The 15,758-nt window shown below is 42.9% G+C and carries 12 protein-coding genes; 11 read left to right on the top strand and 1 reads right to left on the bottom strand.

Annotation, left to right across the window (positions count from 1 at the left end; all coding sequences use genetic code 11):
* The 6 genes from ftsH (at window position 1) to ACZQK9_RS04900 (ending at window position 7,505) form a co-directional block, all read left to right on the top strand.
* Window positions 1–1,896 carry an ATP-dependent zinc metalloprotease FtsH gene (gene ftsH, locus ACZQK9_RS04925; RefSeq protein WP_483269825.1) on the top strand — a complete coding sequence of 632 codons (1,896 nt, stop codon included), beginning with the start codon at window positions 1–3 and terminating at the stop codon, window positions 1,894–1,896.
* A 356-nt stretch (window positions 1,897–2,252) separates the two neighbouring features.
* Window positions 2,253–4,349, top strand: coding sequence for a glycoside hydrolase family 13 protein (locus ACZQK9_RS04920; RefSeq protein ID WP_483269824.1), 2,097 nt, complete (start codon window positions 2,253–2,255; stop codon window positions 4,347–4,349).
* A gap of 342 nt (window positions 4,350–4,691) precedes the next feature.
* Window positions 4,692–5,021, top strand: a complete 330-nt coding sequence (locus ACZQK9_RS04915) for a helix-turn-helix domain-containing protein (protein WP_178018075.1) — start codon at window positions 4,692–4,694, stop codon at window positions 5,019–5,021.
* Window positions 5,022–5,136: 115 nt separating this feature from the next.
* The gene (locus tag ACZQK9_RS04910; RefSeq protein ID WP_178018073.1) at window positions 5,137–5,535 is read left to right on the top strand and encodes a helix-turn-helix transcriptional regulator; all 399 of its coding nucleotides are present in this window, start codon (window positions 5,137–5,139) and stop codon (window positions 5,533–5,535) included.
* A gap of 1 nt (window position 5,536) precedes the next feature.
* Window positions 5,537–6,262, top strand: a complete 726-nt coding sequence (locus ACZQK9_RS04905) for a LytR/AlgR family response regulator transcription factor (RefSeq protein WP_178018071.1) — start codon at window positions 5,537–5,539, stop codon at window positions 6,260–6,262.
* 244 nt (window positions 6,263–6,506) lie between these two features.
* Complete coding sequence (locus tag ACZQK9_RS04900) at window positions 6,507–7,505, top strand: sensor histidine kinase (protein ID WP_483269823.1); 999 nt, start codon at window positions 6,507–6,509, stop codon at window positions 7,503–7,505.
* A 59-nt stretch (window positions 7,506–7,564) separates the two neighbouring features.
* On the opposite strand, the gene ACZQK9_RS04895 is transcribed toward ACZQK9_RS04900, so the two are convergent.
* The gene (locus tag ACZQK9_RS04895; protein ID WP_483269858.1) at window positions 7,565–8,107 is read right to left on the bottom strand and encodes an accessory gene regulator B family protein; all 543 of its coding nucleotides are present in this window, start codon (window positions 8,105–8,107) and stop codon (window positions 7,565–7,567) included.
* Window positions 8,108–8,281: 174 nt separating this feature from the next.
* On the opposite strand from ACZQK9_RS04895, the gene ACZQK9_RS04890 reads away from it, so the two are divergent.
* The 5 genes from ACZQK9_RS04890 (at window position 8,282) to ACZQK9_RS04870 (ending at window position 15,732) form a co-directional block, all read left to right on the top strand.
* On the top strand, window positions 8,282–8,581 hold the full coding sequence (locus tag ACZQK9_RS04890; protein WP_178018066.1) for a Dabb family protein: 300 nt from the start codon (window positions 8,282–8,284) through the stop codon (window positions 8,579–8,581).
* A gap of 303 nt (window positions 8,582–8,884) precedes the next feature.
* Complete coding sequence (gene uvrB / locus ACZQK9_RS04885) at window positions 8,885–10,876, top strand: excinuclease ABC subunit UvrB (RefSeq protein WP_216508160.1); 1,992 nt, start codon at window positions 8,885–8,887, stop codon at window positions 10,874–10,876.
* A 353-nt stretch (window positions 10,877–11,229) separates the two neighbouring features.
* Window positions 11,230–11,550: a hypothetical protein gene (locus ACZQK9_RS04880; RefSeq protein WP_118374354.1), complete on the top strand. Its 321-nt coding sequence runs from the start codon at window positions 11,230–11,232 to the stop codon at window positions 11,548–11,550.
* A gap of 27 nt (window positions 11,551–11,577) precedes the next feature.
* Window positions 11,578–14,412 (top strand): excinuclease ABC subunit UvrA, encoded by a 2,835-nt coding sequence (gene uvrA, locus ACZQK9_RS04875; RefSeq protein ID WP_483269822.1) that lies wholly within the window; start codon window positions 11,578–11,580, stop codon window positions 14,410–14,412.
* Window positions 14,413–14,742: 330 nt separating this feature from the next.
* Complete coding sequence (locus ACZQK9_RS04870; RefSeq protein WP_483269821.1) at window positions 14,743–15,732, top strand: aldo/keto reductase; 990 nt, start codon at window positions 14,743–14,745, stop codon at window positions 15,730–15,732.
* The last annotated feature ends 26 nt before the right edge of the window (window positions 15,733–15,758 follow it).

Below are 15,758 nucleotides of genomic sequence, written 5' to 3'. Positions count from 1 at the left end.
ATGAAAGGATTAAAGAAAGGACTCGGAATCTACCTGATTCTGTTCTTTGCAATGTTTTGTGGCATTATTTGGTACATGAACAAAAGTTCAAAGACAGATGCCGGTTATACGATCGTCGATTTTCAGGCAGAAGTATCCGAGGATCTGATAGGTTCCGTAGAAATCTATCAGAATAAGGAGATACCAACAGGAACGGTATACATCACATATCGGCAGACAAACGAGGAAAAAGAATTCTATGTATCGGATGTCAATAAGGTACAACAGATTATCATGAGTAAGGGCAGTGGAAATATCCGCCTGGAATTGCATGATGTCAGTGGCCAGAGTAATATCTGGACATGGCTGCCGACAGTTGTGCTTATTGTGGTGTTGCTGGTCGTTGTTATGATTTTTATGGCGAATATGTCTGGTGCTGGTGGCGGCGGTGGCGCCGGTGGCGGCAAGATGATGAATTTTGGCAAAAGCCGGGCGCATATGTCGAACGAGAACGACCAGAAGTATACATTTAAGGATGTAGCCGGTCTGGAAGAGGAAAAAGAGGATATGGCGGAGATCGTGGACTTCCTGCGCAATCCGAAGAAATATAATACATTGGGTGCGCGTATTCCGAAGGGTGTTTTGTTAGAGGGACCTCCGGGAACCGGTAAGACACTTCTTGCTAAGGCAGTGGCAGGAGAAGCCGGTGTACCATTCTTCTCAATTTCCGGTTCGGATTTCGTTGAGATGTTCGTCGGTGTCGGTGCGAGCCGTGTGCGTGATCTGTTTGAGGATGCGAAGAAGAATGCACCATGTATCGTGTTTATCGATGAGATTGATGCGGTTGCCAGAAAGCGTGGTTCTGGTCTTGGCGGTGGTCATGATGAACGTGAGCAGACACTGAACCAGATGCTTGTCGAGATGGATGGATTTGGTACAAATGAGGGTATTATTGTGCTTGCAGCGACAAACCGCGTTGATATTCTGGATCCAGCTATCTTAAGACCGGGACGTTTTGATCGTAAGGTCATGGTTGGCAGACCGGATGTCAAGGGACGTGAGGAGATTCTGCGTGTCCATGTCAGAAACAAGCCATTGTCCGATGACGTAGATTTGCATGAGATTGCAAGAACAACTGCTGGATTTGCGGGTGCAGATCTGGAGAACCTGATGAATGAAGCCGCAATCTGTGCGGCCAAGCAGAACCGTCAGTTTATTAAGAAAGAAGATGTTGACAAGTGCTTTGTCAAGATTGGAATTGGCGGAGAGAAGAAGAGCCGTCTTGTGCCAGAGAAGGAGCGGAGGATTACAGCTTACCACGAGAGTGGTCACGCGATTTTATTCCACCTGCTGAGTGAGGTTGGACCAGTGCATCTGGTTTCCATTATTCCGAACGGACGTGGTGCCGGCGGATATACGATGCCATTGCCGGAGAATGATAATGTGTTTATGACGAAGAAGCATATGCAGCAGGATATTATGGTCAGCTTCGGCGGACGAATCGCGGAAGAACTGATTTTCGGAGATATCACGACAGGCGCTTCTGCGGATATCAAGCAGGCAACCCAGACTGCACAGGCGATGGTTGTCAAGTATGGAATGTCTGAGAAAGTCGGACTGATCAACTACGAGGTCAACAGTGAGGAAGAGGTATTCCTTGGCAGAGATCTTGGACATGCGAGAAATTACAGTGAGAAGGTCGCTGCATTGATCGACAAGGAAGTACGCCGGATCATGGACGAATGTTATCAGGAAGCAAAGCTTATCATTGAGAGCCATATTGATGTATTGCATCGGTGTGCAGCAGCTTTGCTGGAGAAAGAACGTATTAATCGTGCAGAATTTGAAGCACTTTTTGAGGTAGATCCGCTGATGAATCATGCAGATGGTCTGGATACAACCGGTTTGAATCTTTAAACAATTGTGTAAATTGTAGTGATAGAAACCTTGAAATTGTGCATAATACACAAAAACGGACCAAAAAACGATTTTTTATGACATGATTCAAGAGAATTTGCACAAAAAAAATAAAAAAAAAATGAATGTTTGGGCAGACTTTTCAGGGTTTCTATGTATAATAATACTTGTAACCCCCCAATACATTATATAGTTTTTTGCTACACCCCAAAGTAACAAAATACCTTCTCCGAAAAGGACAGCCGATCGTTGGCTGTCCTTTTCCCTTTCTATTTTTATTTTTTTATTGTGTAAATTCCTGTCCTGTATTAAAATAATAGATAATGGTCTAAAAAGAATTAGGGAGGATACTCTTGATGGTGGAGAATCAGAGACAGGCTCTCAAAGTATTACAGTATGTATATAATACGAAGACAGCATTAAATTTTGGTGCATTATTTGCGGATGGAACAGACAGCTACCGGCATCCGGCAGAATTGAAGATTGGAGATTCGGTGACGTTACGATTCCGTACGGGAAGAAATAATGTAGATGCGGTCTATCTGGTTTATAATGGGGAGCGTTGTGCTATGCAGGTGGAAAGCAGCGACGAGTTGTTTGATTATTATGCATATACAATTTCCGAGGTAACGGATGATATTGATTATTATTATATGGTGCTTGCTGGAAATGTTACCTGTTATTATAACAAGCTTGGCACACAGAAGGATCTGAATCCGGATTATAATTTCCAGATTGCGCCAGGATTCTCCGTACCGAAATGGGCAAGAGGCGCTGTATTCTACCAGATCTTTGTGGATCGTTTCTATAATGGAGATCCAAGCAATGACGTAGAGGACAATGAATACTGTTATATTGGCGAAGGCACACGTAAAGTCACAGACTGGTTTAAGTATCCGGATAGTATGGACGTCCGCAGCTTCTATGGTGGAGATTTGCAGGGCGTTATGGATAAAATGGACTATTTGCAGGGGCTGGGTGTCGATGTTATTTATCTGAATCCGATTTTTGTTTCGCCATCCAATCATAAATATGATATTCAGGATTATGATTATGTAGATCCACATTTTGGCAAGATTGTCAAGGATGGCGGGGAGTGTCTGCCAGAGGGATGCAAGATAAATAAGGAAGCCAGCAAATATATTATGCGCGTGACGGATAAGGCAAACTTAGAAGCCAGCAATGAATTGTTTGCACAGCTCGTGGAGGAGATTCACAAGCGTGGCATGCGTGTGATCTTAGATGGTGTATTTAACCATTGCGGTTCCTTCAATAAATGGCTGGACCGTGAATGTATTTATGAGAATCAGGAGGGCTATGAAAAGGGTGCCTATGTTGATTACCAGAGTCCTTACAGGAGCTTTTTTAAGTTCCAGGATCCATGGCAGTGGCCATATAATGGTACTTATAATGGATGGTGGGGACATGATACCCTTCCCAAATTAAATTACGAAGAATCCGAGAAGCTATATGAATATATTATGCGTATCGGTGAGAAATGGGTTTCTCCACCGTACAACGTGGATGGCTGGCGTCTGGACGTGGCTGCCGATCTTGGTTATACAGAGGAATTTAACCATCGTTTCTGGCGTGATTTCCGGACAAGAGTCAAGAAAGCAAACCCAGATGCTCTGATCCTTGCAGAGCATTATGGCGATCCTAAGGCATGGCTTTTAGGCGATCAGTGGGATACGGTAATGAACTACGATGCGTTTATGGAGCCAATCACGTGGTTCCTGACCGGCGTGGAAAAACATAGTGATGAGTTCCGGGGCGATCTGCTTGGAAATCCGGATGCATTTACGGGTGCATTGAGGCATCATATGTCGCGGTTTAACCAGAATTCTCTGGAAATTGCGATGAATGAGCTGTCAAACCATGATCATTCCCGATTCCTGACACGTACGAATCGTCGTGTTGGACGTATCCATACAATGGGACCGGAAGCGGCTGGGGAAAATATAAACAAAGGTGTATTCCGGGAGGCAGTTGTATTCCAGATGACATGGCCCGGTGCTCCGACGATTTATTATGGTGATGAAGCAGGACTCTGTGGTTGGACCGATCCGGATAACCGAAGGGGATATCCGTGGGGCAGAGAGGATCAGGAGCTGATTCAGTTTCACCGGGATATTATCAAGGTACACAAGAGCAGCGAAGCGTTGATGAAAGGCTCGGTTATGTTTCTGCATGGCACATATAAGGTTGTCAGTTATGGACGTTTCCTTCCGGGTGAGGCTGTGGTTGTGATTTTGAACAATGATTATGAACCGCACGAACTGAATCTGCATGTGCGCAGACTGGGCGTTCAGGATGGGGCAGTTATGAAGACGTGTATCACAACCAATGAGAGTGACTACCAGATGGACGAGGCGGAATACGTGGTTGCAAATAATAAATTAAAGATTACAGTTGGTCCAATTTCTGCCGTAGTTTTACGATATAAAGAATAAGATAGACAATAGAATAACAGATAAAATCCCTGTTTGATCATCAAACAGGGATTTTTTATACCTAAAAGTATATGATCAGGAATTATAGCTGGTTTTATGTGAGAAAGAAATATGCAAAAATTACTATTAATTTTTGTGGAAGGATTTGTATTTATGGGAAATGCCATATTTTATTTAGCGATTGGATGTCTGATTGTTGTATTGCTGATAGGTATTACATTGGGAATTATGGCTTGTTTGAGACGAAAAAAACAACGTTAGATGTCGAAGATGCAATCTTAGTCCAGAGCATGATATGATTGGGAAAAACAATGGAAGAAGACAGGTAAGGACGGCTGCTGGATGAAAGATAAGCACTTTTATGAACAGATAGGAAGCAGGATTCAAAGAGAACGGGAACGAAGTCATCTGACAAGGGAAAAATTAGCGGAAATGATCGATATTTCCTCAAAATTTCTCTACGAGATAGAAACAGGAAAGAAAGGATTTTCCTGTGAGATTTTATATAGGATTTGCAGGATGTTGCGTGTAAATGCGGATTCCATGCTGGGATTGGAAGCATGGGATATGCAGGATTCGAAAATAGAGTACATGCTGAATCGTTTTTCACAGGAGGATCTAATACAGATTGAACAGGTAATAAGTGCAATTTATAATCTCCAAAATAAGTAAAATTCATGAAACAGCCATTAAAAAGGTATAAAAGGTTCCTTTTCAATGGCTGTTTTGCTTTTGGAAAACTAAGTATAATCAAAAACATGGGAATAATACAAACAGGAGATATACGATGGCCAGTAAATCTGAAAAAATAGCAATTGCAAATAGGTTGAAAGAGGTTCGTGAAAAATGTCAATATACACAGGAGGCATTTGCGGCTGATTTGGAGATATCCTGTTCTGGTTATAAGAAGATTGAAAGTGGTGAAAATGGTTTATCTCTGGATATTATTCTGATGTTGTATAAGCTTGGATTTCCGGTTGATTATATTATTTTTGGAGATATGAAAGATACACAGGCTGTATGGAACCAATTGGAACGCTGCTCTGAAGAGGATAAATTCTCGATTATGCTTCAGCTGATGCTGTACTTTACACAGACCAAGAAAAAGGCGTTTCAGGTAGGGAATATAGAGTTTGTGCAAACAAATTTAAAGGATATACTGGATTTGTTGAAAACAGGAAAATGACATGGAGAAGAACATATTAGTTGTTGAAGATAAATCTTTGCATATGGAACAAGCCTGTAAATTATTACAGAATATGGACGTGAATGTGAAAATTTTCAAGGCGTTTACTTTTGAAGAGGCGATTGTAATAGCAAGTCAGCATCGTATCCATGTGTTTTTGGTTGATATCATATTGAAAACATCTGTTCCGGGGGATGTTTCGGGAATGTCTTTCATTCAGACGATTCGTAATATTTCTAAATATGCATTTACACCAGTTATTATTTTGACATCGTTGGAGGATCCTAAATTATATGCATATAGTGAATTGCATTGTTATGGATATCTTGAAAAGCCATATGATAAGGAGAAGCTTTATTCACTGGTAAAAAGTGCGCTTCAGTCTCCGGTTATGGAAGAGAAGGATACTCTGTATTTGAGGAATCATGGACTGATATACTCAGTTTCAATTCCGGAAATCGTGTTTATTGAGATTGCGCGGAAAGGAATGGTGATCCATACGATTCGGGATGATTTTCATTTTCCATACAGATCAATGGAGGAAATGCTTCGGGAATTGGATTCTGCAAGATTTCTTCCGTGTAGTCGTTTTGTGATTGTAAATCGTGATTATGTCGCATCGGTAGATTATACAAATCGGATGATCCATTTGAATACACGAAGTGAGATATTGGAGATTGGTCCGATTATGCTCAGGAGGTTTAAAGAAGAATTCGAACATGGTTAATTTTGTGATTTACTTATTAGAATTTATATCGATTCTTCTTGCGGTACATATTGTTTTTGGCAGAAGAATTGTATGGTGTTTGGAAGTATTTGGTTTGTTCTTTTTGTCAATTTTCATATTATATACTGCTTATCTTACGCAGATACCCCTTCTTACTTATGTAGTACATATTTTATTTTTTCTTTATGCAATTATCCGGTTTCGTGAAAAACTTCCAGATACAATTATAAAGATGGCACTCGCGATGGCAGTGATTGCGGTACTGGAAACAATTCTGCGTGCAGAGTTAAATACATGGTATGAAACCGCGTCGGACCCGCTGGTTGTGTATATTACGATTAACGCAGGAATGTCAATTCTTATGTTTATTTTTTACTGCCGCATATGTATTTACGGAAAAATAGCGGTAGAGAGAATTGATAAAGGGCTGTTGTTTGTGACGATACTTGTTAATTTGATTGTGTTGTATGTAAAAACGGATACAGACAGTGACATATTCGCATTTTTGATTTTTGGTTTGTCCGTGATTCTTTTGGCTGCACGGTTTGTTCAGACACTATATCAGAATAAACATAAAATAAAACGAGATTCTGAGAATGAAGAATTTTCGGAATATCAAAGAGACTATGAGGATTTGTTGCAACAGGTCCGCATGGTGCAACACGATTATAAAAATGAGATTCAGGCGATTAAATTTGCATGTGCGGCAGCGGACGATGCAATTCCTGATCAGGCACAAGATCTGTTTAGAGAGGATAGCATGTACATATCGTTGGTGACAGGATGCGGAAATTCATTGCTGGCTGGCTTTTTGTACAGCAAGATCAGAGCGTTTGAGGCAGAAGGAGTCCAAACGGAATATACGGTACATATACAGAATACGGATACCGTTCTTTCGTTGAAAGAGTTGATCCGGATAGTTGGAATTTTGTTGGATAATGCATATGAAAATAACATATTGACCGGACAGGATAAGCTATTATTTTCCATGATTGAAAAAGGAGACGGCATCGCTGTAAGCGTATTGAATCCGACAGAGTATATCACTTACGAAGAGATTGAAAAGATGTTTGAATATGGATACAGTACAAAAGGAAAAAATCGGGGAATCGGTCTGCATAGTGTTCAAAAGATCATAAACAACTGCAATGGGAAAATTGTAGTTGGGAATAAACGTATTGAACAGGAAAATTACTTTTTTCTGGAATTACTTATTCCTTGGGAAAATCAGGCTCTCCCGTGAAGATTATGCTTGGAAAATTTTTTAACCAATCAAGGAACCCGTGTAAAATAAACATATTATCACCTCCGGTGGATTAGGATAAGACTTCTGGCAATCATAAGCTGGACTGTGTGAATCATAAGCGTCCAATATCCGATGTTGATATAAGGGTTGGACGGAAATATTATGATTAAAACAAGCAGAAGCATACAACAGCATAGCGTCCGGCGTTTTGATTTTTGAATCAGTAAGCTTGTTGCGTCTGGTCTGGTAGGTGCCTGAATCGGAACAAGTATGCAACATAGAATTGTACAGATCCATATGGCTGCATATCTGAGAAAGACAGGCTCTGGATAGCAGTTCCGCAGAAAAACAGCGGAACCCAGAAACAGAAAGCTGACAATAAGGCAGGTAATATAATTTTTAAAGTGCAGACCGCCCCCGGATACTCTGAATATTGCCAGAAATGCCAGTGCAGCAAGATAGGGGAGAGTCAATCCGAGTGCATGGAAAAAGAAAAAGTAGATTAGTATTTTACTGCCTTCGCTTATGAGACATTGTATGTAAAATTTTATAAGTTTTTTTTCATACTCTGATAAAGGCTGGTTGTTTTTTTCGCGCATTGCAATCTCCGTGTTCAAGGGTTGATCTCTTATGCAATCATTGTAAAAAGAAAAAATGTATATAATAATTTAAGAATTGAAATGAGAAAAAAACGGATTAAAATAATATTGACAGTGAAGGAATCCTGTGATATCTCTAAAACAACAAATTGTGCATATGGAAGGAGACAAACTATGGTAAAGCATATTATATTATGGACATTGAAGGAAACAGATGCAGAGAAAAAGGCAAAGATTCTTGCAGATATGAAAGAACATCTTGAAGGTCTGGTTGGAAAAGTTCCGGGACTTCTCGAAGTACAGGTAAGAATTCATCCACTTGCGTCTTCGAATGCAGAGGTAATGCTGGATACAACGCTGGAGAATGAAGAAATGCTGAAGGGATACCAGAAGCACCCGGCACATGTAGAGGTTGCAAATACGTATGTGCGTCCATATACAGATGTGCGCATGTGTATGGATTACGAAGTGTAATGAATAAATAGAATTGAAAACGCAGAGGATAACGGGAGTGCAAGACATTCCCGTTATTTTTTACCGGAAATGTAATATATCCGGATGATACGATAAGACTATGAAGAAGATTTTGTTGTATCTCACAAAAAGAACGTTTGTTCTATACAAATAAAAAAAGATGTGGTAAAATAGTTAGCAAATGAGGTCTCGACCCTGTAAGGAATAGATTCAGGAATGTGCGAACCGCAGATATTGATATAACTGAGATGCATAATAAGGATAAGAGATAAGATACTTTTGTATCAGAAGCTGGAGACAAGTATGGATCATTTTGAATTAGTATCGGAATATGCACCGACCGGAGATCAGCCGGAGGCGATCGAAGGACTGGTGAAGGGCTTTCAGGAAGGGAAGAAGTGCCAGACACTGCTCGGTGTCACAGGTTCCGGAAAGACATTTACGATGGCGAATGTCATCGCCAAATTAAATAAACCGACGATTATTATATCCCACAACAAGACATTGGCAGCACAGCTTTACAGTGAGTTTAAGGCGTTTTTTCCACACAATGCGGTTGAGTATTTTGTGTCTTATTACGATTATTACCAGCCGGAGGCGTATGTGCCATCGACGGACACGTACATTGCGAAGGATTCAGCCATCAACGACGAGATTGATAAGATGCGGCACAGTGCGACATCTGCTTTGATTGAGCGAAAGGATGTTGTAGTTGTATCCTCCGTATCGTGTATTTATGGTCTGGGTGATCCGGAAGAATATAAGAACATGATGCTCTCACTCCGACCAGGCATGGAGAAAGACCGGGATGAACTGATTCGTCAGTTGATTGATATTCAGTACACACGGAATGAGATGGATTTCACGCGTGGAACTTTTCGTGTGAAGGGTGATATCGTAGATATCCTTCCGGTCTCAACATTCGAAGATGGAATCCGGATCGAGTTTTTTGGTGATGAGATCGACCGGATCGTGGAGTTTGATCCGCTGACCGGCGAGATCAAGCGCGCGCTTTCTTTTGCATGTATCTTCCCGGCATCCCATTATGTTGTTGCACCGGAGAAGATGAAGCATGCAATCGTGGAGATTGAAGAGGAACTAAAGCAGCAGGTAGCATATTTTAAGGAGAATGACAAGCTGTTAGAAGCACAGCGTATCCGCGAACGGACAGAGTTCGATATGGAGATGCTGCAGGAGACAGGTTTTTGCTCCGGCATCGAGAATTATTCCCGGATACTGGCTGGCATGAAACCGGGCGCCACACCGAATACACTGCTGAACTTCTTTGATGGCGATTATCTGATTATTGTGGATGAGTCGCATATCACATTGCCACAGGTGCGCGGTATGTATGCGGGTGACCGGTCTCGTAAGACAACGTTGGTGGATTATGGATTCCGTCTGCCATCGGCACTTGATAACCGTCCACTGAATTTTCAGGAGTTCGAATCCAAGATTGATAAGATCTTATATGTATCGGCGACTCCTTCCGATTATGAGAAGGAACATGAGGAAAATCGTGTCGAGCAGATCATTCGGCCAACCGGATTGTTAGATCCGGAGGTTGAGGTACGTCCGGTGGAGGGGCAGGTGGATGATCTCGTATCAGAAGTGAATAAAGAGGTCGCAAAGGGCAATAAGATCCTTGTTACGACACTGACAAAGCGTATGGCAGAGGATCTGACCGACTATATGAAGCAGCTAGATATCAAGGTCAAATATCTGCATTCCGATATTGATACACTGGAACGTCTGGAGATCGTGCGTGATCTTCGAATGGGCGTATTTGACGTGCTGGTCGGAATTAACCTGCTCCGTGAGGGACTCGATATTCCGGAGATTACACTTGTTGCAATCCTGGATGCGGATAAAGAAGGTTTCTTACGTTCGGAGACTTCGCTTGTACAGACGATTGGACGGGCTGCGCGTAACGTGGACGGACATGTGATCATGTATGCCGATACGGTCACGGATTCGATGCGACATGCGATCGACGAGACGAACCGCAGGCGGAAGATTCAGGACGCTTATAACAAGGAACATGGCATTACGCCGCAGAGCATCAAGAAGGACATCCGGGATCTGATCAGCCTGGATACCGGTGAGAGCGTGACTACGAAGAAGGAGCGTGAGAAGGATCCGGAATCTATGACGAAGAAGGAATTGAACGCCGAGATTGCACGTCTGACAAAGAAGATGAACAAGGCGGCGATGGAGCTTAACTTCGAGGAGGCAGCAGTACTTCGGGATGAGTTGAAAGAATTAAAGATTGCCTTGCGTGATTATGATGATTAGTTTACAATTATTTTAGTTATACTATGGGTAATAGTAAAACGTATGTGATTTGCGTGTATAAATGTCTATATCAGATTCTAATGATATATGATGTATTGAAACTAAGAAGTACTAGATGTTCTGATGAATGAATTGGCAATGAACGCAACCGCCGCCAATTCGCCATCCATGGCTCAGTGGCGGCTTGTTTGAACATCGTGTTCAAACATTGCTGAGTAAGAACAGAACATCAAGAACTTCTAAGTTCCAAACATATTTATATTATTAGAATCTGATATAGACAGATACACACAAATCACAACATGTTTCACAAATATATGGTAGTAAATAAAATGAATAAGGAGGAGCTTGCGATGGAAAGAGATGAATTGATTGAGGAGATCTCAAGAAGAAAAGGAATTGCGATGGAAGAGGTTGCGGAAATCTTAGATGAGGAGGATGCAATCTGCTTAGAAGAGGAAGAAAAATTTGTACAGCAGATGAAGAAAAAGAAGAGAAGAAAGAAGATGTGCATGCTTGGAACAATCACAATCTTCCTTGCAGGTGCGGTGTGTGCACTTTTTGTCCTTGACAAGAAGGAGAAGATCAGCATGTCAGATTTAGAGGACATGGTGAAAGATAACGTCAAGAAATATACAGATAAGTATATGGATAAGATCAAGAAATTCAGCTAGACAAAGGAGTAAGCGGAAACAGACGTCATGAGTGAACATAAGTATATCACCATCAAAGGTGCAAGAGAGCATAATTTAAAGAACATTGACATTAAGATTCCGCGTGATCAGTTTGTAGTATTGACAGGACTTTCCGGTTCCGGTAAGTCCTCTCTTGCTTTTGATACGATCTATGCGGAAGGACAGCGGAAATACATGGAGTCTCTGTCGTCCTATGCACGGCAGTTCTTAGGACTTGCGGACAAGCCGGATATTGACTCGATTGAAGGTCTTTCTCCGTCCATTTCCATCGATCAGAAATCAACGAACCGGAACCCACGTTCCACGGTTGGAACGGTGACTGAGATTTACGATTATCTGCGTCTGCTGTATGCGCGTATCGGTATCCCGCATTGCCCGAAATGTGGCAAAGAGATTGCCAGACAGACAGTCGATCAGATGGTCGATGAGATTATGGAGCTACCTGCGGGTACGAAATTCCAGTTGCTCGCGCCTGTTGTGCGCGGACGGAAGGGGGAGCATGTCAAGCTGCTGCAGCAGGCGAAGAAAAGCGGATATGTGCGTGTGATCGTGGATGATAGTATGTATGATCTGTCAGAGGAGATCAAACTTGATAAGAACAAGAAGCATAATATCGATATTGTTGTGGACCGGCTTGCAGTCAAAGAGGGCATTGAAAGCCGTCTGACCGATTCCATCGAGACTGTCCTGAAGCTGGCAGAAGGCTTGGTGAAGGTTGATGTCATCGGCGGAGAAACGATGTTATTTTCTGATAGTTTTTCCTGCCCGGATTGTGGCATCAGCATCGAGGAGATCGAACCGCGAAGTTTCTCATTCAACAATCCGTTTGGCGCATGCCCTTGCTGTACCGGACTTGGGTTTAAGACGGAATTTGATATTGACCTGATTATCCCGGATGACAGTCTGACTTTGAATCAAGGGGCAATCGCCGTACCGGGCTGGCAGTCCAGTGGAGATAAGAAGAGTTACGCCCATGCATGTCTCGAAGCACTTGCGGAGGAATACAAATTCTCGTTGGATGTACCATTTAAGGATCTGCCGGAAGAGGCAAAGCATGTAATCCTGTACGGAACTGAGGGCGAGAAAATATATGTGCACTATAAGAGTGCTTATAATGGGAAAGATGCTTTTTATGCAAACTACGAAGGACTGCTCCGGAATCTGCAACGCCGGTACAGAGAGACAACTGCGGAATCAATCAAGCAGGATTATGAGACATACATGACCGTGACACCGTGTGAGGTGTGCCATGGTAAGAGATTAAAACCGGAGTCTCTGGCAGTTACGATCGGTGGAAAGAACATTGCGGATGTCACAGATCTCTCTGTGGTAGCCCTGCATGATTTTATCTCGAAGTTAGAGCTTACCGACCGGCAGAAGATAATCGGTGCACAAGTATTAAAGGAGATTCAGGCGAGACTTGGATTCATGATCAATGTTGGTCTGGATTACCTGACACTGTCTCGTGCAACAGGAACCCTGTCTGGTGGAGAAGCACAGCGTATCCGTCTGGCGACGCAGATCGGTTCCGGTCTGGTTGGAGTTGCGTACATTCTGGATGAGCCAAGTATCGGACTGCATCAGCGTGACAATGATAAGTTAATCGCAGCATTGAAGCGTCTGCGTGACCTGGGAAATACCCTACTTGTCGTAGAGCATGATGAGGATACGATGCTTGCAGCAGATCATGTTATCGATATTGGACCGGGTGCAGGTGCAAACGGTGGTGAAGTTGTGGCACAGGGAACTGCAGAGGAGATCATGCAATGTCCGGAATCTATCACGGGAGCCTACTTAAGCGGCAGAATCAAGATTCCGGTACCGGAAGAACGGAGAACGCCAACCGGATATATCGAGGTACTTGGTGCCAGACAGAACAATTTGAAGAATATAGATGTGAAGTTCCCACTTGGTGTGATGACCTGTGTGACAGGTGTATCCGGTTCCGGAAAGAGTTCACTTGTCAATGAGATCTTATATAAGCACCTGGCGAGAACGCTGAACCGGGCGAAGGTAAAACCGGGTAAGCATGACGATATCACAGGACTGGATCAGTTGGATAAAATTATCAACATCGACCAGTCGCCGATAGGGAGAAGTCCGCGTTCGAACCCGGCGACTTACACAGGTGTCTTTGATCTGATCCGTGATCTGTTCGCGAACACGAAGGATGCAAAGGCAATGGGCTACACGAAGGGTAGATTCTCCTTCAATGTTGCAGGTGGTCGTTGTGAGGCGTGCCGTGGAGATGGTATCATCAAGATTGAGATGCATTTTTTAGCAGATGTATATGTGCCATGTGAGGTCTGTCATGGAAAGCGGTACAACCGGGAGACGTTGGAAGTTAAGTACAAGGGCAAGAGCATTTACGATGTACTTGATATGACAGTCGATGAAGCGTGCGAGTTCTTTGCACATGTGCCATCTGTTCTGCGTAAGATATCAACCCTGCAGGAGGTTGGACTTGGCTATATCAAGCTTGGTCAGCCATCGACAACATTGTCCGGTGGAGAAGCACAGCGAATCAAGCTTGCAACAGAGCTTTCCCGCCGTAGCACAGGCAGAACCATCTATGTCTTAGATGAGCCGACAACGGGACTTCATTTCGCGGATGTACATCGTCTGGTCGATATCCTGCGCCGTTTGTGTGAGGGCGGAAATACGGTCGTAGTCATTGAGCACAACTTGGATGTTATCAAAACCGCCGATTATATCATTGATATCGGTCCGGAAGGCGGCGAAGGCGGTGGAACGGTTGTTGCAACCGGAACGCCGGAAGAGATTGCCAAGTGCAAGAAGAGTTATACGGGGCAGTATCTGAAGAAATATTTGAAGAAGTAAGGAGCTGCCTGGAAATAAGAATTTTCAGGTAGTTGTACAAGCAAAAAATTCAAGGAAAATCGTAAGAAATTATATTCTTTTCGATTTTCCTTTTGTTTATAATAACCATTATAGATGAGCAAACTGCGCATTGTGTAGATTGGGAAGCAATATAATACACAATTCTAAAGCAGACCATTGGAGCATGTCGGCACTTAATGAGTGACAAAGTCACGAATTTAGTACCGCTACATGCGGAAGTGAGCGAGAGCGCGTCTGCTGTGAATCGTGTATTATATTGCTTCCATCAGAGATAAAAAGGCAGTTTGCGGAGTATAAGGAGGGTACAACATGTATATTGCAAAAGAAACAAGATATGACAATATGAAGTACAATTACTGTGGTGCAAGTGGCTTGAAGCTTCCAGCGGTATCACTTGGACTTTGGCACAACTTTGGTTCGAACGGAAATTTTGACACGATGATGGATATGTGTGAGACAGCCTTTGATAACGGTATTACGCATTTCGATCTGGCGAATAATTATGGCCCATATGATGGAGCTGCTGAGGAAAACTTCGGCAAGATTTTAGACAAGAGCCTGCGTCCATACCGGGACGAGATGATTATCTCTACGAAGGCTGGATATACGATGTGGCCGGGCCCTTACGGCGACTGGGGCAGCAAGAAATATCTGGTGGCAAGTCTCGATCAGAGCCTGAAGCGGATGGGACTTGACTATGTGGATATCTTCTATCACCACAGACCGGATCCGAATACCCCGCTCGAAGAGACTGCCTGCGCACTTGATGGTATTGTCCGGAGCGGAAAAGCATTGTATGTCGGAATCTCCAATTACAATAAAGAGCAGACAATCGAGATTGCAAAGCTTTTCAAGGAGATGAAAACACCATTTATCATCAACCAGAGACGGTACAATATGTTTGACCGTGAGATGGAAGAGGATGGACTGAAAGATTACGCAGTCGCAAACGGCATCGGTATCATCACATTCTGTCCATTGGCACAGGGATTGCTTACAAACCGTTACTTAAATGGTATTCCGGAGGACAGCCGTATCCGTACCGATGGCAGATTCCTGCAGGAGACAGCCATCAATGAGGAGACGATTGCAAAGGTTCGTGCACTGAATGTGATTGCAGAAAACCGTGGTCAGACATTGGCAGAGATGGCACTTGCATGGATTCTGCGTGATAATGATATTACAAGTGTACTGATCGGTGCATCAAGACCTTCCCAGATCTTAGACAATATCGGTATGCTCGCGAATATGACATTTACGCAGGAAGAACGCGAGAAGATCGACCGAATCACAAAATAGAAATAAGGGAAGATTTTTTGTCATGA

This window comes from Wujia sp., assembly GCF_056872695.1.
Note: the sequence above shows the minus strand (reverse complement) of the source record. Positions and strands in the feature narration are given on the sequence as shown.